This is a genomic window from Enterococcus sp. AZ084 (genome assembly GCF_051714905.1).
In the GTDB taxonomy this organism is placed as follows: domain Bacteria; phylum Bacillota; class Bacilli; order Lactobacillales; family Enterococcaceae; genus Enterococcus_B; species Enterococcus_B pernyi.
The window spans coordinates 2,662,525-2,682,204 of record NZ_JBIOSS010000001.1 but is presented as its reverse complement, the minus strand read 5'-3'; the positions used below and the strand labels follow the sequence as shown (position 1 = coordinate 2,682,204).

The 19,680-nt window shown below is 37.6% G+C and carries 14 protein-coding genes; 13 read left to right on the top strand and 1 reads right to left on the bottom strand.

All coding sequences use genetic code 11. The annotated features are described in order from the left end of the window. The first annotated feature begins 5 nt into the window (after positions 1-5). A complete protein-coding gene (locus IGI79_RS12130) occupies positions 6-3,200 on the top strand; it encodes a DEAD/DEAH box helicase (RefSeq protein WP_195475564.1) in 3,195 nt (1,064 codons plus the stop codon). 135 nt (positions 3,201-3,335) lie between these two features. On the opposite strand, the gene IGI79_RS12125 is transcribed toward IGI79_RS12130, so the two are convergent. Beyond that, positions 3,336-4,058: an HAD family hydrolase gene (locus IGI79_RS12125; protein ID WP_438846029.1), complete on the bottom strand. Its 723-nt coding sequence runs from the start codon at positions 4,056-4,058 to the stop codon at positions 3,336-3,338. A gap of 754 nt (positions 4,059-4,812) precedes the next feature. On the opposite strand from IGI79_RS12125, the gene spxA reads away from it, so the two are divergent. The 12 genes from spxA to IGI79_RS12065 all read left to right on the top strand — a co-directional run bounded on the left by spxA (position 4,813) and on the right by IGI79_RS12065 (position 19,446). Further along, positions 4,813-5,211: a transcriptional regulator SpxA gene (spxA, locus tag IGI79_RS12120; protein WP_005877288.1), complete on the top strand. Its 399-nt coding sequence runs from the start codon at positions 4,813-4,815 to the stop codon at positions 5,209-5,211. Positions 5,212-5,373: 162 nt separating this feature from the next. After that, positions 5,374-6,024, top strand: coding sequence for an adaptor protein MecA (locus tag IGI79_RS12115; RefSeq protein ID WP_074801313.1), 651 nt, complete (start codon positions 5,374-5,376; stop codon positions 6,022-6,024). Between the two features lie 102 nt (positions 6,025-6,126). Beyond that, positions 6,127-7,140, top strand: coding sequence for a competence protein CoiA (locus IGI79_RS12110; RefSeq protein WP_438846028.1), 1,014 nt, complete (start codon positions 6,127-6,129; stop codon positions 7,138-7,140). A gap of 131 nt (positions 7,141-7,271) precedes the next feature. Next, positions 7,272-9,083 carry an oligoendopeptidase F gene (gene pepF, locus IGI79_RS12105; protein WP_438846027.1) on the top strand — a complete coding sequence of 604 codons (1,812 nt, stop codon included), beginning with the start codon at positions 7,272-7,274 and terminating at the stop codon, positions 9,081-9,083. A 1,039-nt stretch (positions 9,084-10,122) separates the two neighbouring features. Further along, positions 10,123-11,151, top strand: coding sequence for a zinc-dependent alcohol dehydrogenase family protein (locus tag IGI79_RS12100; RefSeq protein WP_438846026.1), 1,029 nt, complete (start codon positions 10,123-10,125; stop codon positions 11,149-11,151). Between the two features lie 376 nt (positions 11,152-11,527). After that, the gene (gene abc-f, locus IGI79_RS12095; RefSeq protein ID WP_195339031.1) at positions 11,528-13,000 is read left to right on the top strand and encodes a ribosomal protection-like ABC-F family protein; all 1,473 of its coding nucleotides are present in this window, start codon (positions 11,528-11,530) and stop codon (positions 12,998-13,000) included. A gap of 295 nt (positions 13,001-13,295) precedes the next feature. Beyond that, complete coding sequence (locus tag IGI79_RS12090; protein WP_195339030.1) at positions 13,296-15,335, top strand: BglG family transcription antiterminator; 2,040 nt, start codon at positions 13,296-13,298, stop codon at positions 15,333-15,335. After that, on the top strand, positions 15,332-15,613 hold the full coding sequence (locus IGI79_RS12085) for a PTS sugar transporter subunit IIB (RefSeq protein ID WP_010734248.1): 282 nt from the start codon (positions 15,332-15,334) through the stop codon (positions 15,611-15,613). The genes IGI79_RS12090 and IGI79_RS12085 overlap by 4 nt, the downstream gene beginning before the upstream one ends. A gap of 27 nt (positions 15,614-15,640) precedes the next feature. Continuing rightward, positions 15,641-17,005: a PTS ascorbate transporter subunit IIC gene (locus tag IGI79_RS12080; RefSeq protein WP_104775740.1), complete on the top strand. Its 1,365-nt coding sequence runs from the start codon at positions 15,641-15,643 to the stop codon at positions 17,003-17,005. A gap of 12 nt (positions 17,006-17,017) precedes the next feature. Beyond that, positions 17,018-17,875: a transketolase gene (locus IGI79_RS12075; protein ID WP_195339029.1), complete on the top strand. Its 858-nt coding sequence runs from the start codon at positions 17,018-17,020 to the stop codon at positions 17,873-17,875. 3 nt (positions 17,876-17,878) lie between these two features. Next, positions 17,879-18,826, top strand: coding sequence for a transketolase family protein (locus IGI79_RS12070; RefSeq protein WP_195339028.1), 948 nt, complete (start codon positions 17,879-17,881; stop codon positions 18,824-18,826). A 401-nt stretch (positions 18,827-19,227) separates the two neighbouring features. Beyond that, positions 19,228-19,446 (top strand): hypothetical protein, encoded by a 219-nt coding sequence (locus IGI79_RS12065; RefSeq protein ID WP_229048765.1) that lies wholly within the window; start codon positions 19,228-19,230, stop codon positions 19,444-19,446. The last annotated feature ends 234 nt before the right edge of the window (positions 19,447-19,680 follow it).

The window sequence follows — 19,680 nt, the reverse complement described above, 5'->3', positions numbered from 1 at the left end:
TAACAATGAAATGGAGTATTCCGGAAAAAGTCATTGCAAGAGGGCGTCAATATTTGCAAGAAGACCGTGTGTTATCGGTTGTCCCAGATCCAGAAGAGAATGTGTGGCATGCAGAAGTTTTAGGTAGTGAGCTGTATTTAGTTGATTTAGATGGTACAGCAAAAGAAATAGATTACTGTCAATGCCCATACTGGGAAGAACATCATTATTGCAAGCACACTGTTGCAGTAGAACTTTATTTACGATCGAAACAACTTTCTCGTATCATGCAGAAAGATCAAAAAATGATCGAACCAACGAAAAAGACCAGTGAAGGAGAACTATTGACAAAAGGCTTTGCCCGGTTAAAAGGGAAGACTTCTACTAAAACCTTGCAACCCTTAGTGATCGACTATCATGTCGAACAGATCGAAACCAATCAATACCATCCAGAACTTTCTATTTTGGCGGTGTATCTACGTGTGGGCTTTCTAGAAACACCTAAGAAGACATACATCGTAAAAAATATTTATGAATTTCTACAGGCGTACACAGAAGAGGAAAACTATACGGTCAATAAACAGTATCAATTCCGTTTAGAGCACCGAGTTTTCCAACAAGAAGATCAACAACTAATGGATCTATTCGCGGGTATTGCACAGACGCAAACATTATTAGGCGCAAACGGTGTCTTGGTAAAAGGGAAATTAGACAAGCGTTACTTACTTTTGCCAATCGATCAGTCGAAATCTTTGTTAGAGCGTATGAATCAATCGACACGTTTGAAACTACAGATCAATGATCAAACTTATCATGGCATCCAATTTTCAGACGATACGAAACCGCTAAGTTTTCAAGTCAAGAAGAGAGAAACACAGTATCAATTGACTGCCGTAAGTGACTTTGATTTGTTCTTGTCTCACTATCAGTGGGGGATCAGACAAGGTACTATCTATCATTTGACTAAACAGCAACAGACGATCTATTTGACTTGGAAACAACTGATGAAACGTTTTGAAGAGCCAGAAGTTGCCTTTCATAAAAAAGAATTATCTTCTTTGTTTAAAGAAATCTTACCGCTTTTAGATCAGATAGGAACCGTTGCTATTGATGATGAAGTGACAGCAGAAGTCGCAGACATTCCAGTAGAGTTTGTCTTTGTTTTTAAAAAAATGAAAGGGCAAATTCAAGCAAGGATCGATTTTGTATATGGAGATGTTGTGTTCTCCACAGATGAACGACATGAAACGCTTGCTGAGCAAACTACCGAAATATTGAGAGATACGGCGCAAGAACAGCGGGTCCTTGATTTGTTTCGTATGTACCGTTACCGGAAAAATAAAACGGGCTACGAACGTCCATTACCTGAAGGCGAAGCATTGTATCAGTTTTTCCGAACAGAATTAGCTGTTTTTCGTCAATTTGGAGAAGTCCGTATAGGAAAAAAATTACGGGAATTATATCTAGATGCACAAAAACACCAACCACAGATCGAAGTAGAAGAAACAGGCTCATGGCTAGATATCCGCTTTGATGTGACAGGAATCAACGAGCATGAAATCGACAATGTTTTGCAGAGTTTGTTAAGAAATGATTCATTTTATACCTTAGAAAGTGGCCAAGTGTTATCGTTTGATTCAGAAGAATTCCAACAAACAAGCAAAATCCTACAACAATTCAGAGATACGATCCGTTCAGACGATGGCGTTATCCAAGTGCCAAAAAATCAAGGATTGATGATCAAAGAACAATTTACAGGAAGTAATGCTAGTTTTGGCGATTCTTTCCAACAGATGACTCAAGACTTGATCGATCCTACGAATTACGAAGCCGCTTTACCAAAGAATTTGCATGCAGAGCTTAGAGACTATCAGAAGCAAGGATTCCAATGGTTGAAAATGTTAGGTCATTATCAATTTGGTGGCATTTTAGCTGATGAAATGGGTCTAGGGAAAACGTTACAGACCATTGCTTTTCTACTTTCGGAGAAAGAAGAAAAAGGTTCACTGGACGCCTTGATCGTAGCACCGGCGAGTTTGATCTATAACTGGCAAGCCGAAGTGAAAAAATTTGCTCCCTCATTGAGTGTCCAAGTAATCAATGGCAATAAGAAAGAGCGAGAAACTTTGTTAGCGGAAAAAGTAGATATTCGTGTTACTTCTTATGCGAGCCTACGTCAGGATCTTTCAGAATATCAATCATCAACGATTAATTATTTAGTCCTAGATGAAGCACAAATGGTGAAAAACAGCAGCACAAAGACTGCGCAAGCTTTACGAGAGTTGCATATTCCGCAACGATTTGCTTTAAGTGGGACACCGATTGAAAATAGCCTCGAAGAACTATGGTCATTATTTGCTACAATCATGCCAGGGTTCTTTCCAAATCGTACACGTTTTAGAGAATTGACGACTGATGAAATCGCGCAGATGATACGTCCTTTTGTTTTAAGAAGAGACAAGCAAACAGTTCTTAAAGATTTACCGGAAAAAACAGAGATGAATCTTTATTCTGCATTAACAGAAGAGCAAAAAACAGTGTATCTTGCTTATTTAAGACAAATGCGTGAAGAAGTATCAGCTATGGATTCAGAATCATTTAAAAAGAATCGGATCGGTATCTTGGCAGGACTCACACGTTTACGTCAAATTTGTTGTGATCCTCGTTTGTTTGTAGAAGACTACCAAGGTGGCTCAGGTAAGTTAGAACAAGTAAAAGATTTATTACTAGCTGCCAAAGAAAATAACCGCCGTGTCTTGTTGTTCTCCCAATTTACAGGTATGTTGACGATCCTCCAAGAGGAATTAGCTGAATTAGGGCTAAGTACATTTTATTTACGAGGAAGTACAAAGGCGCAAGATCGTTTAACCATGGTTGATGCTTTCAATGCAGGTGAAAAAGATGTCTTTCTTATTTCACTTAAAGCAGGTGGGACTGGATTAAATCTAACTGGCGCAGATACTGTCATCCTTTATGATTTATGGTGGAACCCAGCAATCGAAGAACAAGCTGCTGGAAGAGCCCATCGTATTGGACAAAAAAATGTCGTTGAGGTCTGGCGTATGATTGCTGAAGGAACAATCGAAGAGCGAATGGATTCTTTACAGCAAGAAAAACGGGAATTGTTCCAAAAAGTAATTCAAGGAAACGAAGAACAATTGACGAAATTAACAGAAGACGATATTCGTTTGATTCTAAGCATAGGTGAAAATGACGAATAAAATGTAAAGATGATTTATTGAGTAATTGATTCATTGTATAGGGAACAATAAATAAGCCAAGAAAGGTAGCCTCGCAAATCTGCGAAGTTATCTTTCTTGGCTTCTTGTTTATTTATATAGCATGTGCTTATTTGATCAGACAAGCTGAGCTTCGCCTACAGCAGTTTGTATAGCTGATAGCAGTTGATCGAATTCATTGATCTCTACATCACACACCGGACGCTCATTGATGGAGCGTTTGCGGTGGTTGAACCATAACGTCTGCCAGTTGGCACTCTTAGCCCCTAACACATCGTTTTCGTAATTATCGCCAACGTATAGTGTTTCATCAGGTGACATATTGAAAGTTTTCTCGGCTAATTGGAAGATTTCCTTTTCTGGTTTTTGAAAGCCAGTTGCTTGAGAAACTAGCATACAATCAGCAGGAATCCAATTTGTTAATTGAAGTTGATTTAATTTTTTTGTTTGATGATCAGTTGGCCCATTGGTAATGATCCCTAATAGAATATTTTTTTCTTTAAGAAAATCAAGTGTTTTCTTTACTTCAGGATGAAGAGAGATATTCGCTAGTTCCTCTTCGTAGACTTCTTGGAAAACTAAGCATTTTTCATCGGAGATAGGCGAATAACCTAGATCGATCAAGGACTGACTGATGCGGTGTGCACGCATATAATCAAGTGTCCATTCTCCAGCCATGACTTTTGGGAAATTCTCGTCGCTATGATGACGGAAACGGATATATAATCCATGCATATCTTCTTCTGCTACTTGAGGTACCACATTTTTAACTGAATTCTTAAATGGTTGTTGCTGATCATACATTGTATCGTCAACATCAAATACAACTGATTTAATCAAATTATTACACGCCTTTCAAAATTCTATCTTATTCACAAATCCTCGCTTATTGTAACAAAAAAAAGCCAAGAAAAACGTTGTAAATTAAAGGTTTTTATTACTATATTTCTAATTACTTGACAGAATAAGGTTTGTGTATTTTAGTTTTTTTAACTAAAAATAATTAATTTTATTATAAAGAAATCAACAAATCTATTTCGACTTTGTCAAATGGATTATAATAGTAAAAATAAATAAAACAAAAGATAACTTGTTTTTTTAATACAGAAAAAATAAAATTAGTAAAATATAAAATAACGTTAATGTGTAAGATAACGAATGATTTTTCACTTCGCCAAAGGGTTCGTGTGTAAGATCAATTTTATTGTGGCGCTAAAATCAACATTTTATTAGTTTTACATATTTTCTGAGTTTTTTAAATTGTCTGTTATTAAAATAAATAAAAAACATTAAATGCGAAAAAAGCGCTCTCATTTTTTGACTTTCAAAAAAGATTAGTACAGATTTAAATGCTGTGTTATGTTTTTGTAATATTGTAAAAGTATTTGAAAACTCTAATTTTTTAACTGGGAATAAAGTAGAAACCTTGGTTTAACTGTATATCTGTCTTAGATAACTTTCATTTTTTTAAAAAATATTTTTAAAAAAAGCTAGCTATTTAATTGTTGATTAGGTATAATAGGAACAGATAGAAGATTTTCAGGATCTTCTGTTACAAAAATGTGGCTATAATCACAAAAAGGAGTGATGCACGTTGTTAACACTATATACTTCCCCAAGTTGTACTTCCTGCAGAAAGGCTCGTGCGTGGTTGCAAGAGCATCAGATTCCATTTGTAGAGCGAAATATTTTTTCAGAACCTCTAAATAGCTCTGAATTAAAAGCAATTTTACAAATGACGGAAGACGGAACAGAAGAAATTATTTCTACCCGTTCAAAAGTTTTCCAAAAACTAAACATGGATCTTGATGAGTTACCATTACAAGAACTTTTAGAGCTTGTACAAAACAATCCTGGTTTGTTACGTAGACCAATTATGATCGATGACAAACGTCTACAAGTCGGCTTTAATGAAGATGAAATCCGTCGTTTCTTACCGCGAGATGTTCGTCAATTAGAATTACGTCAAGCCCAGCTAATGGCTGGTTTATAGAAAAAACAGAATGAAACTTAGGAGGATGAGATGTCTTCCTAAGTTTTTTTTATTAAAAATAAATTGCGTTTTTTGAGTACTTAATGATTTTTTCTTTACATTTATTCTTATTTCGCTACAATTAATCTATATGGATAGTTGGGATAAAGTGAGGTGTAGCAAATGGAAATGGAACATATCAATGAGAATACGATTCGTGTAATGATCGGCCATGAGGATCTAGAAGAACGTGGTGTCTCATTTTTAGATTTATTAGGTAACCACAGAGAAATAGAAAACTTTTTTTATAGTATTTTAGAAGAAGTGGATATTGAAGAGGAGTTCCAAAGTAGCGAAGCTGTCACTTTCCAAGTTTTGCCAAAAGGGGATGGCCTAGAACTGTTTATCAGTAAGAATATGCCAGACGAAGAGATAGGTCAAAACAATGAATCGACGTTGAATAGCGCAGATGTTAGTGAGTTTCTTCAAGGCCAAATGCTTGCGAATGAAGAGGAAAGCGACTTAACAGAATCAACTACTGCAAGTGAACAACGAGCAATTTTTGTATTCAGTGACTTTGAGCAAGTGATCCAGCTTGCGAATGATGTTCAATTAGAATCTGCTTGGACAGATCTATACCAATTAGAAGAACGTTATTATTTAGTTGTTCACTTTTGGATGGAAAATCTAAATCAAACTGATGTTGAAAATCAATATGCACGTATTTTAGAATTTGCTGAAAAAAGTACAAGAACCCCTGAAGCATTGAACGAATACGGACAGCAATTGATGGAACGTAATGCTCTGGAACGAGTGAAATTTTATTTTGAATAAAGCATAGGATAAGCTAATATAGCGACAGTGACATTGCTAGGTATGCTTTGTCAAGGGTCTCAACATTTGTTGAGACCTTTTTTTCGTTGGCGTATTTATCTAATGAAAGGAAGTGAGTCGATGCTACTCGCCAAAGACAAAGAAGGGTCTGTTTTTTTAGCAACTGATGCAACAAAAGAGTACGACTACTATTGTCCAAACTGTGGGAATCAAGTGTTTTTAAAAAGAGGAATGAAGAGGATCGCCCATTTTTCCCATCATGATACTTCGGACTGCCAAGTATTTAGTGAGGCGGAATCTGAAGAGCATCTTAATCTAAAAAGACAATGTTTCCGATGGTTGAAAAAAAGCTATCCAAGAGTAGAAATGGAAGGATATCTATCACAACTGATGCAACGTCCGGATATCTTGGTTGGTCATCATGTGTTTGAGATCCAATGTTCTCCATTGTCTTATGAGCGAATGATCGAAAGGACGATCAATTACAAAGTAAATGGGTATGTTGTTTGGTGGCTATTAGGAATGAAATTTTTCAAAAGGAAAGATCGCTTAAGATTAGAAAAAAAGTTTTGCTACTACGACGATTTACGACAGCTCCACTTTTGGCAAATCGACTGGTCTACGCAAAAGGTTTACTTATATAGTCAGATCTTCACAGACTTATCGGGGAAAATCAGGTTTGAACAATCTTCTTGGTCCTTTTTTGAGAAAGAGCTATTAACAATATTAGAAGTCGAAAGTGGCTCATTGCGAAAAATACCAAGTCCTTCTTCCGTGAAAACAAAAGACTGGTTAGCAAAACAAATCATTCGAAAAAATAAAAAAGTATTAGGACTACAAGAACAGTGCTATCTAAGAAAGAAGCATGTGCTTTATCTTGAGTCGTGGATCTATGAAGGAAGTGATTTCTTTTGCTTTTTTTCTGAACAAGTATTCTTTTATCGGTTGCTGTTTTCGCAGATGGGATGCCATGAGATTGATAAGAAAACAAGTTATTTCGCTAAGTGGTATCAAGAAATCAAAGAACATAAAAATGAGTGGTTATTTCCTTTGATTGATGAGGAAAAAATATATCGCTTATTTTATGAAGAGTGTAAACGTTTAGTCGGAAAATAATAATCGGAAAAGAATTCCATATACAAATCATGAAAGAGTTATGATAAACTCAGAAGAGTAAGTAAAAAAGTAACTATTATTTTTTATTCAGAGAAGCATAGTTGCAAAGATGATCAAAAGGAGTGGAACAGATGAGCGAAACAACGAAGTTACCAAACAGAGAAGATTTGCCTGAGAAATTGACGTGGGATTTAACACCGATCTTTTCAAGCGATCAAGAATTTGATGAAAAGTACGAAGAATTGACTGAAGAATTAAAAAATTCTGAGCAGTACAAAGGAACATTAGGTAATGGAGCAACAGCATTTTTGGAGGCGCTTGAATTTGTCTTAACAATGTATCGTAAAGTTGAGCTTATTTATGTCTATTCCCATTTAAAAAATGACCAAGATACGACCGATACCACGTATCAAGCATTGTATGCTCGTGCGGGAAGTTTGCTTTCAAAAGTGAGTGAAGCAATAGCTTGGTATGAGCCAGAAGTGTTGCAACTTTCTGATGAGCAAATTTGGCAATATTTTGAAGAAGAACCAAAATTAGAAGTTTATCGTCATTATGTCAAACAAATGGTTGATAACCGCGCACACATCTTGTCGGCAGATCAAGAAGCATTACTTGCTGGAGCAGGAGAAATCTTCGGTGCTTCAAGTGGTACTTTTGCAGTGTTGAATAATGCTGATTTAGAGTTCCCAACAATCACTGGCGAGAATGGTGAAAAGATCCAATTATCACATGGTGTATATGGTCAATTATTAGAAAGTACCAATCGTGAAGTACGTGAAGCGGCGTTCAAAGGACTATACAGCGTATATGCACAATTTAGAAACACTTTTGCTTCCACACTTGGAACACATATCAAAGGGCACAACTTCAAAGCCAAAGCACGTCGATACGCTTCTGCCAGAGAAGCTGCACTAAGCAATAACCATATTCCTGAAAGTGTGTATGATACTTTAGTTACTGTTGTGAACAAACATTTGCCGTTATTGCATCGATATATGGAACTACGGAAACGACTATTAAACGTAGATACATTGCATATGTATGATCTGTATACGCCAGTATTAGGTGAAGCACCAATCAAATTTACGTATGAAGAAGCAGTAGAAAAAGCCATTGAATCACTTGCGCCAATGGGAGAAGAATATCTGGCTGTCGTAAAAGAAGCATTTTCAAACCGTTGGATCGATGTAGTCGAGAATAAAGGGAAACGCAGTGGCGCTTATTCTTCTGGTAGTTATGATACCAACCCTTACATTCTGATGAACTGGCATGATACGTTGGATCAACTGTTCACCTTGGTCCATGAAATGGGCCATAGTGTCCACAGCTATTTCACACGTTCGAACCAACCTTTCGTCTATGGTGATTATTCAATCTTTTTAGCCGAGATCGCGTCAACAACAAATGAAAATATTTTGACCGAACATTTATTAGCGACCGAAGAAGATCCTCGGGTTCGTGCCTATGTCTTGAATCATTATTTAGATGGTTTTAAAGGAACAATTTTCCGTCAAACACAATTTGCAGAGTTTGAACACTTCATGCATCAAGAAGATGCAAAAGGAACACCTTTGACGAGTGAGTACCTAAGTGAAAGCTATGGCGAATTAAATGCTAAGTATTATGGTCCAGCTGTTGAAAAAGATCCAGAAATCAAAGATGAATGGGCGCGTATCCCACATTTCTACTATAATTATTATGTCTATCAATACTCAACAGGATTTTCTGCTGCATCTGCTTTAGCGAAGAAAATCTGGGAGAAAGAACCAGGCGCATTAGATGCTTACCTAACGTATCTAAAAGCAGGAAACAGCGATTATCCAGTAGAAGTAATGAAGAAAGCTGGTGTGGACATGACCCAAGCAGCTTATATTGAAGATGCAATGGCCGTGTTTGAACAACGATTAAATGAATTAGAAGCATTAGTGGAAGAATTATAGAAATCATGTGTTGAGTGATCTATTGATTGGATCTTTCTAGGTCCGTTCTGATCCTGCCAAAAACCGGAAAAGTTTGTGAGTTTCTCACTCAACACTTTTCCGGTTTTTACTGTTAAAAATAACATGATAATTCAAAAATTAAGGTTTAGATTTTCAGCTTATAGTATACTGACAGGGATAGTAAAGTTGATGCGGTGGCTAGCCTTTAGAAAAGAGGTGATGCCTATGTTGATTTGTGGCTTTCTCCTAGAAAGGAATAAGCATGTCTGTGTTTGAGGCATTGATGTTTGCATTATCATTTGCAACATTGGTCTTGATCGTCAGCGACAAAGACAACAAAAAATAACCGCCATTTAAACTTTGGAAGGTTTAACGGTTATTTTTTGAATCAATATCAAACTAGCCATTGTTTTGAACGATGCTATCTGAAGGGGAGTTGTTGATGCAACTCCTCTTTTCAAAGTCATGATACCATAGTTGCTACATAAAAGCGAGTTCACTTTCTTTTGTTATGGTAGAAGAACAAAAAGAGGTAGAAATCGCAATACCAAAAATAACGAAAAAATCTAAAAATTAAGGTTTAAATTTTCGGTTTATAGTATACTGACAATGATAGTAAAGTTGATGCGGTGGCTAGCCTTAAGAAAAGAGGTGATGCCTATGTTGATCTGTGGCTTTCTCCTAGAAAGGAATAAGCATGTCTGTGTTTGAGGCATTGATGTTTGCATTATCGTTTGCAACATTGGTCTTGATCGTCAGCGACAAAGACAACAAAAAATAACCGCCACTTAAACTTTGGACAGTTTAACGGTTATTTTTTGTAACTGAAATAAACTAGCCACCAGTAAAACGGTGCTATCTAAAGCGGAGTTGTTGACGCAATTCCGCTTTTCAACGCTATGATACCATAGCGAGTACATAAAAGCGAGTTCATTTTCTTCCGGCTTATTGGAAAAAGACTGGCTATAATTGTTTTTATTTGACTTGGAGTTGACTCAAGGGGATATACTAGAAGCAATTAATCTAAGGAGTGGAAGCGATGAAAGCAACAGTATTTTTAGAACCAGGGAAAATGGCTATCAAAGAAATGCCTAAGCCAGAATTGAATCAAGAGAACGAAGCAATCATTCGTGTGGTACGTGCAAGTGTATGTGGTTCTGATTTATGGTGGTATCGTGGCATCTCTAAAAAAGAAGCAGGATCTGCTGCGGGACATGAAGCGATCGGTATCGTAGAAGAGGTAGCAGAAGGTGTTACAAACGTTGAACCGGGTGATTTTGTTATTGTGCCTTTTACCCATGGTTGCGGGGAATGTGAGGCTTGTTTAGCTGGGTTTGATGGTGATTGTTTATCAGATACTTCAGGTTCAACAGGCTATCAGGCAGAGTATATTCGCTATCGCAATGCGAATTGGGGGTTAGTAAAAATCCCTGGTAAACCAGAAGATTATTCCGATGATATGTTAAATTCCTTTGTTACGTTGGCGGATGTTATGGCAACGGGCTATCATGCAGCAGTGAGTGCTGAGGTGAAAGAAGGAGATACAGTCGTTGTGATCGGAGACGGTGCTGTAGGTTTATGCGGAGTTATTGGAGCAAAATTGTTAGGCGCATCAAAAATCATTGCGATGAGTCGACATGAAGACCGTCAACAGCTAGCTTTGACATTTGGAGCAACGGATATCATTGCGACTCGTGGAGAAGAAGCAATCGCTGAGGTCATGAAATTAACAGGTGCCGGCGCGGATGCAGTGTTAGAGTGTGTAGGGACGCAACAAGCGATTGAAACGGCAGTGAAAGTTGGTCGACCAGGTGCAGTTGTTGGACGTGTGGGGGTTCCTCACGTAGATGAGTTGGATACGAACGCTTTGTTTTATCGTAATATCGGCTTACGTGGAGGGATTGCGGCTGTGACGACTCACGACCGAGCTTCACTATTAGAAGCAGTCTTATCAAATAAAATCGAACCAGGTAAAGTCTTTACGCAACAATTCGAGTTAGATCAAGTTCAAGCTGCTTATGAGGCAATGGATGAACGAAAAGCAATCAAATCATTATTAGTTATGTGATGGTTCCCCCGTTCGTCTAGTGAGAGGAAATCATTCTTTTCTCCATCCTTCAAGAATTGAAGGATGGTTTTTCAGAAATTTGATGTCTGTCACGCTTTTAAAATCGTTTGTCAAACGGTTTCAATCATGATAAAATAAATGTAATTAGAGAAAAGGAGCGATGTGACATGTGGTTGTTTTATTTGGATCAAGTATTTTTAAACAATTAATTGAATCGTTTAAAAACAACTTGTAAATGACAATTCACGGGAACTTTGCTGTTTTTCTATGCTTTTTTAGTATGGACAAATTTCTTGAAGAAGCAGTCTTTCACAGGCTGCTTCTTTTTTGTGTTTCCGTCAAAAGGATGTTCATTTGCACAGAAGGAGTGCAAACAATGGAAACATTAGCAATACAATTAAAAGATATTGAGATTACGTATAACGGAAAAGAAGTATTAACAATCAATGAGCAAGCGATTTATGAGCATGCGAGAATCGGTATCGTCGGAGATAATGGTAGCGGGAAATCGACGTTACTTAAATTATTAGCTGGAGAAATCCTACCAGAAAAAGGAAGAGTAGATCGAAGGATTGATTTTAAATATTTTGCACAGATCGATACCGTTGGTCAGCATCTAGTCGAAGAAATCGATTTTGAGTTACTCAGCCGTTTCCGAGTTCCCAATCAAATGGCTCACTTTAGTGGTGGTGAAGAAACGAAATATCGTTTGACACAAGTATTATCTACGTACACGACAGGTTTGTTGTTAGATGAACCAACCACTCATTTAGATCAACGAAGCGTGCAAATGTTGATTGAAGAACTTCGGTATTATTATGGAACCTTAGTTTTTGTTAGCCATGATCGCTTATTTCTCAATGAATTAGCTGACAAAATATGGGAAGTATCGGGACATACGATCAAAGAATATACAGGGAATTATGATGATTATCTAAAGCAAAAAGAACAAGAAGTAATTGCTCAAGAAAGAGCGTATGATGACTATTTGAGAGAACGTAAAAAATTAGAAAACAGCATGATCAAAAAAGAGCAACAAGCCAAAAAAATGGCACAATCTTCCAATCAAAAAAGCAGAAGTAATAAAAACAGTCGGAAACCTGATCGTTTGTCAGGAACAAAACAAAAAGAAAGTGGTCAAAAAGGGATAATGAAAGCGGCGAAGTCAATGGAGAAACGTTTAGAAAAATTAACGGAAGTCGCAAGAGTACAAAAAAAGCATCCGATTGATTTCCCGCAGTCAGAAACAACTGTTTTACACAATAAGTTCCCAGTCGTAGGTGAATCAGTGACGATCCATTATGATGAAAAAATCCTGCTTGATGAAGTTAACTTTGCCTTCGCACTAGGAAAAAACATCGCGATTAATGGACCTAATGGGAGTGGGAAATCTAGTTTATTACGACACATCTTACAGCAAAAAAATGGAGTGAAGCTTAGTCCCAAAGTTACTTTTGCTGTCTATGAGCAAAGGGATTATCACTATGTTGAGGATCTGACCGTCCTACAGTATTTGATGCGTCAGACCGAATATCCAGAAAGTTTGATCCGAAGTATGCTACACCATTTAAGCTTTTCACCGGAGGCTATCCAACAATCAGTTTGTTCGTTAAGTGGAGGAGAAGCTACACGGTTGTCACTAGCAACCTTGTTTGCTAAGCCTTCCAACGTATTGATTCTAGATGAACCGACTAATTTTATTGATCTGCGGACAATGAATGCGCTAGAGTATTTTTTGAAACAATATCATGGAACTATTTTGTTTACCTCGCATGACCCTTATTTTGTTCAACAAGTGGCAGATCAAGTCTATGAAATAAAGGATCGAAAACTGATTCAACGAGATTGAATCAGCGTAAAACGAGCTTGCTATTGTTGCTAAGTGAGAGTCAAAGGGAGTGCCAAAATAGGCAACTGAAATAAGCAGTGAAATCCGGAAATCGTTTTTCCTATTTTGGGATTTCGCTGTTTCTTTTTGCAAGATTTTTTTCTGGTGACTTACTTTTTTTATTTTAATTTTAATACACGGCTGCGTCGTTGACTCTGTTCGGTCCATCAAAATGGAAAAAGCACGAGTCAAATTGGGCTGAAGTGTGATAGCGTTTCCAGTAAAAAGTCATTATAGTTGAAATGGGGGGACGGGGATGATCAATTACCGCTTGAGTTATCTGTTTGAGGAAACGAACAGACAAAAATTGATAAAACTGACGAACTTGGAGGAAGAGACTCTAAAAATAGAATTAACCAAAATCAATCATTTTTGTGAAAAAAAGCTAGGGAAAAAAATAAATATCTCTGGAGAGGAGATACTGGTTCCAGAGGCGATTCAACGACGATGGTCTGAAGTCCTCTTCGAAGTGTCAAAACAGGAACTATATTTTTCTGAAGAGGAAAGACAAGCCATGATCTATCTTCTTGCTTTTTCGATGGTTGATGACTTATCTGTTTATTATTTTCAAGAATTATTCAATGTAAGTAAGAATACAGTTTTAAAAGATGTCAGAAATTTAAGAATGAAACTCCAAGAGGAAGACATTCGCCTGATTTATTCGAGAAAAAAAGGCTTCTACATAGATGGCGCTGAACTTGATGTTCGCCGCGTAGCTTATTCAACTGTGGGAGTACTAACAGACACCAAGAACGGCCACTGGTTACTTTTTGAAGGGATCTATGGCATTTCTAGAACGAATTATGTTGTGGTGAGAGACCGCCTGCTTCGTATTTTAAAGGAATTTGATTTAATCATCGTTCCTAGTCGTTTTGAGGAAATGTTGTATTTTATTACTTTTTTATTGTCACGGATCACAAAAAAAGCAGTTTTTCTAACTGAAAAAGACAAAGAGATGCTGACCTCTTTGAATGTCTATCAAGCAAGCAAAAAATTCTTAACAGATTTTGGTCAAATCAAAAATCAAGTAGAAGAAGAGTGCTATTTGACTGTGCTGTTAAAGACTGTCTTACAAGGCGATATCGAGGATCACTCTGTAGAATTTTTATTGGAATGTGCAAGAGAGGTCATCCATGAGATGGAACGTTTATCCGCTGTCCGGTTTGTTGACTATCGGAAATTATTGATGAATTTCTTTTATCATCTTGTTCCCGCTTATTTTCGTATCCGCTATCGATTCACATTGAATAATGTGTTGATCGATGAAATAAAAACCCAATATCGAGAATTATTTGAATTGACTCGTTTAGCGCTTTATCCACTCAAACAATTAGTTGGCGAGATTCCGGATACAGAAATTGGTTATTTTACGATTTTATTTGGTGGAGAGATCAGAAAACAAAAGGAGCGACATCATTACCAACGATTAAAGGCGATGATCGTCTGCCCGAGTGGCATCAGCTCTGGCTTGATCATGGAATCGGAATTACAAGAGCTATTTCCACAAATCGAATTTTTGCCGGCACGATCAACAGAAGAATATCAGATGCTTCGTTTTTCGGAAGACATTGATATGGTGTTTTCCAGTGTCCCACTAAAAACACCGGTGACCAGTTATGTTGTGAAACCCATCATGACTCCTTTAGAAAAAAATGAATTAGTTAAAAAGGTCCAACAAGCATTTTATGTTTCAGAAAGAGGTGTGCATTCGATCGAAGAAATTTTGGAAGTGATTTTTCCATATATTGATTTGAAAGAGGGAATGACAAAGAGGAAACTGCGACAGATCGTCGAGAGAAAAATAAACAAAGAATTGAACAGAAGGGAAGATCAACGGCCGATGTTATCAGAATTATTAACAAAAGAAACCATACAATTTACGGACAAACAACTGACATGGCAAGAAGCCATCACCGAGGCAGCTCAGCCTTTGTTAACGACCAATAAAATCGAAGAAAAGTATGTGGGGGCGATGATCGAAAAGGTCATTGAACATGGGCCCTTTATCCATATTGGAAAAGGAATTGCTTTGCCTCATGCACGACCAGAAGATGGAGTAAAAGAAATTGGGATGTCATTACTGAAGGTAACTGATCCAGTCTTATTGAGCGACGATGAAAAACATCCCATCCAATTATTTATCTGTTTAGCAGCAGTGGACAACGAGATGCACTTGAAAGCTTTAGCTAGCTTGACGAAAATTTTGTCGAATAAAGAACGTTTAGCGTCATTACTCGAAGCGAAAGATGTAGAAGAAATCATTCATGTGATCAAAGAAGGGGAAGATGAAAAATGAAATTTGCAGCAGTATGTGGTTCAGGATTAGGATCAAGTTTTATGGTGGAGATGAATATCAATTCAGTATTAAATGATCTAGGGGTAAGTGGAGTGGAAGTTGCTCATTACGATCTAGGAAGTGCAGCACCAGAATTAGCAGATGTCTTTTTTATCGGTAGAGATTTAGCAGATAGCGCACAACATTTAGGTGAAATCGTCGTGTTGGAGAGTATCATCGATCTAGATGAATTGAAAGAAAAAGTAGCGGAGACATGTAGACAAAAAGGATTACTATAAAAAATTTTTTTGGGGGAGGAAAAATAAATGAATAGTATTTTAGATCTATTGATCGATATTGCGAGTACACCAGCAATCTTAGTGGCATTGATTGCTGTATTGGGGAATATGTTGCAGAAAAAAGATGTGGCAACGACTGTTAAAGGCGGAATCAAGACCTTTGTAGGATTTCTGGTTGTGACAGCTGGTGCAGGGGTCATAGAAAGTTCGTTGGCGCCATTTGGAGAAATGTTTCAAGTCGCATTCAATATGCAAGGAGTTGTTCCTAATAACGAAGCGATAGTAGCGTTAGCTCTAACTACCTATGGAACATATACAGCACTTATTATGTTAGCGGGGATGGCATTCAATATTTTGATTGCGAGAATCACTCGGTACAAATACATTTATTTGACAGGGCATGCAACGTTATACATGGCATGTATGATTGCAGTCATTTTAAGTGTAACAGGAATGAGTACGTTTAGTCTGGTTTTATTCGGTGGGTTAGCACTAGGCATCTGTAATACGATTTTTCCAGCAATCGCACAACCGTTTACACGTCAAATCACAAAAAATGACTCTGTAGCTTTAGGTCATACAGGGAACTTTGGCTACGCTTTGAGTGGCTTGATCGGTAAATATGTTGGAAATAAAGAAAAATCAACAGAAGACATCAATTTTCCTAAAGGGTTAGCTTTTTTACGTGACTCAACAGTAAGCATCACGATTACGATGGCAATCGTCTATGTGATCGTTGCGTTGTTTGCCGGAAGTGACTATATTACTACCACATTGAGCGATGGCACGAATTATATTATTTATGCGTTACAACAAGCGGGTTCATTTGCCGCAGGTGTTTTTGTGATCTTAGCCGGTGTACGTTTGATTTTAGCTGAAATCGTTCCTGCATTTAAAGGAATATCTGAAAAATTAGTACCAAATTCGATTCCAGCGTTGGATTGTCCAATCGTGTTCCCTTATGCACCAAATGCCGTATTGATTGGCTTTTTAACAAGTTTTGTTGGTGGATTAGTTAGTTTAGTGATCATGGTCTTTACCGGGACAACAGTGATCATTCCTGGCGTAGTTCCTCATTTCTTCTGTGGCGCGACAGCCGGTGTTTATGGAAATGCGACTGGGGGCGTACGTGGCGCGGTCATCGGTTCCTTTATCCACGGGATCATCATTAGCTTCATGCCGATCTTGTTGATGCCAGTAATGGGCGATCTTGGGTTCCAAGGTTCGACTTTCTCAGATACAGATTATGGTGTTTCAGGAATCTTTTTAGGAAACTTAGCAAATATGGGCGGACAAATTGCAGTTATTTCTGGTGTGGTCGCTGTACTTGCTGTTTTGATCGGTTTGACACTTTTAAAGAAAAGTAAAAAATCAGATACAGTCGCAGAGTAAGGGGGTATCATTTTGACCATCAAGGAAGAGCAGCTAAAAGAACTGGAATTATTAGCAACTAAAATACGATTAGATACATTGATCAGTATCAAACATATGGGGCAAGGGCATTTAGGTGGTTCATTTTCGATCGTTGAGTTGTTAGCCGTCTTATACGGTAAGCAGATGAAGGTCGATCCTAAAAATCCACAATGGGAAGAACGCGATCGGTTGGTCTTATCTAAAGGACACGCAGGAGCTGGGTTATACAGTGCTTTAGCAAATGTTGGTTATTTTGACAAAGAATGGTTACTGACGATAAATGAAGGTGGAACAAGACTGCCTTCTCATCCGGATCGCCAAAAAACACCTGGTGTTGATGCAACTACAGGTTCTTTAGGTCAAGGGACTTCAATAGCTGCGGGGATCGCTACAGGTTTTAAGCAGGCTAACAAAGACAACTATGTGTACTTGATCGTGGGAGATGGAGAGTTGAATGAGGGCCAATGTTGGGAAGCATTCCAATATATCGCTCATTTTAAATTAAATCATTGTATCGTGATCATCGATGATAATAAGAAGCAATTAGATGGAGAAACAAAGGACATCCTTGACCCGTTCGATTTACAGAAAAAAATGGAAGCATTCGGTTTCTATACCTTAAAAGTAAAGGGTTCCGATATACAAGCCATTGATAATGCAATCAACGAATGTAAAGAAGTGACGGATCAAGCAGTTTGTCTTGTACTTGATAGCGTGAAGGGACAAGGGGTTCCATATTTTGAAACTTTAGACGCGAATCATTCCGTGAAATTCATTACGGAACAAGTCAATCAAGCTGCAGATCAAGCAATCCAAACATTAGAAGAAAAAATCGAGAGGATGCGATAAGGGATGTTCCATTTAACTAAATCGACAGCGATCGAAAAAGAATTACGAACTTGTGTCGTGGAAACCATCAATGAATTGATGGAAAAAGACGAAAAAGTCATTGCGTTAGATGCTGATCTAGGTTCTGCAAGTGGTTGGACAGCGATTGGAAAGGAACACCCTGACCGCTTTATCAATATGGGGATTGCCGAAGCAAATATGGTTGGCGTCGCAGCAGGATTAAGTTTGACGGGGTACACACCATTTATCCATACTTTTGGTCCATTTGCGACACGCCGGGTATTTGATCAACTGTTTATTTCAGGTGGCTACGGCGGGAATACCATCAATATTTATGGTTCAGATCCGGGATTTGCTGCAGGGCACAATGGGGGAACTCATACGACTTGGGAGGACGTGGCCTTAATGAAAGCCATCCCTCATTCCGTAGTATGTGATGCGGCAGATGACGTACAAATGGCATGGATCATCAAAGAATTTCATCAAATGTCAGGAATCCATTATGTACGAGGAAATCGTAAAGGCGTCACGCCTGTTTATGAGAAAGGTTCCACATTTGTATTAGGCAAAGGAACCGTTTTGCGTAAAGGGACGGATTATCTGCTGATTGCAGCAGGGCAACTCGTTTCTGAAACATTACAAGTCGCTGAACAATTGATGGAACAAGGAATCAGCTGTGAAGTGATCGATATGTTTACCATCAAACCGATTGATCGAGAATTGATCCTCAGTGAAGCAATTGGCAAGAAAAAAATCATAACCATCGAGAATCATTCGATCACTGGCGGCTTAGGTAGTTCAGTCGCTGAAGTTCTTGCAGAAGAAGGGATTGGCGTTCCTCTGAAACGAATTGGTGTCAATGAACGTTTTGGTCAAGTTGGCACACCAGATTTCTTGCAACAAGAATTTGGGTTGGATGTTGCGGGGATCAAAAAGCAGATGATGGAATAAGTTAACGTATTGACTACGATTATTTGATAGCGAAAAGGAGTAATGAAAGGGCAGCCCTTTTTTACTCCTTTTTTGAGTTGGTGATCTATTAGTAGTACAATGGATTTGTATAGGATAAATATGTTGTCTTATGTTATAAATGTGAGGAGATGAAGAATGTTGATTAACGAATTAGGAAATGATCTATGAATGTCTACGGCTTTTCTAATTAGAAAGTAATATGTACATATTTTTTATGGTTTGTTATTTAAAGGTAAAATGGATTTCTAGTTAGAGCAAAGAAATTTTTATTGACCGATCATGGAAACAAAAAGAGAAATCCGATCAATAAACACTAGATGGAGGAACAGAAATTATCGAAATCAATAAAAAATATCCTTATAGCAGGAGTAGGTGTGGCTATGTATTTATTTACTGCGTATGTTTATCGCCATGTGAGCGTGTTTGCAGAGCCTTTGGATCAAATGTATCAATCGGATTCTACCATTGTTCAAGGATTTGCTAATTTGATGATCTTTCTATTATTTACTCCCGCACTAAGAGTCATTAGTCTTCTTATCTGCTTGGTTTTGTTAGTTGTTGTCAATAAAAAAAGAAAGAGGAATCATTCTACTGTTTAAGGAAGTTAGTCCGGCAGTGTGTATCATTTATAACTTAATAGAAGTAATTAGAGAATTGTAGGTGTTTCAAATAGCCGACGATTCTCTTTTTTATACAGTTGGCAAACAATATATTTTTATGTTTAATAATAAAAATAAAAAAACATAAAAAGATTCATAGTAAATTTACTTTTTATTGTGCGTGAAAAAGCAAAAACAGCCTATAAAACAAGCACTTTTTATTATAATTAACGC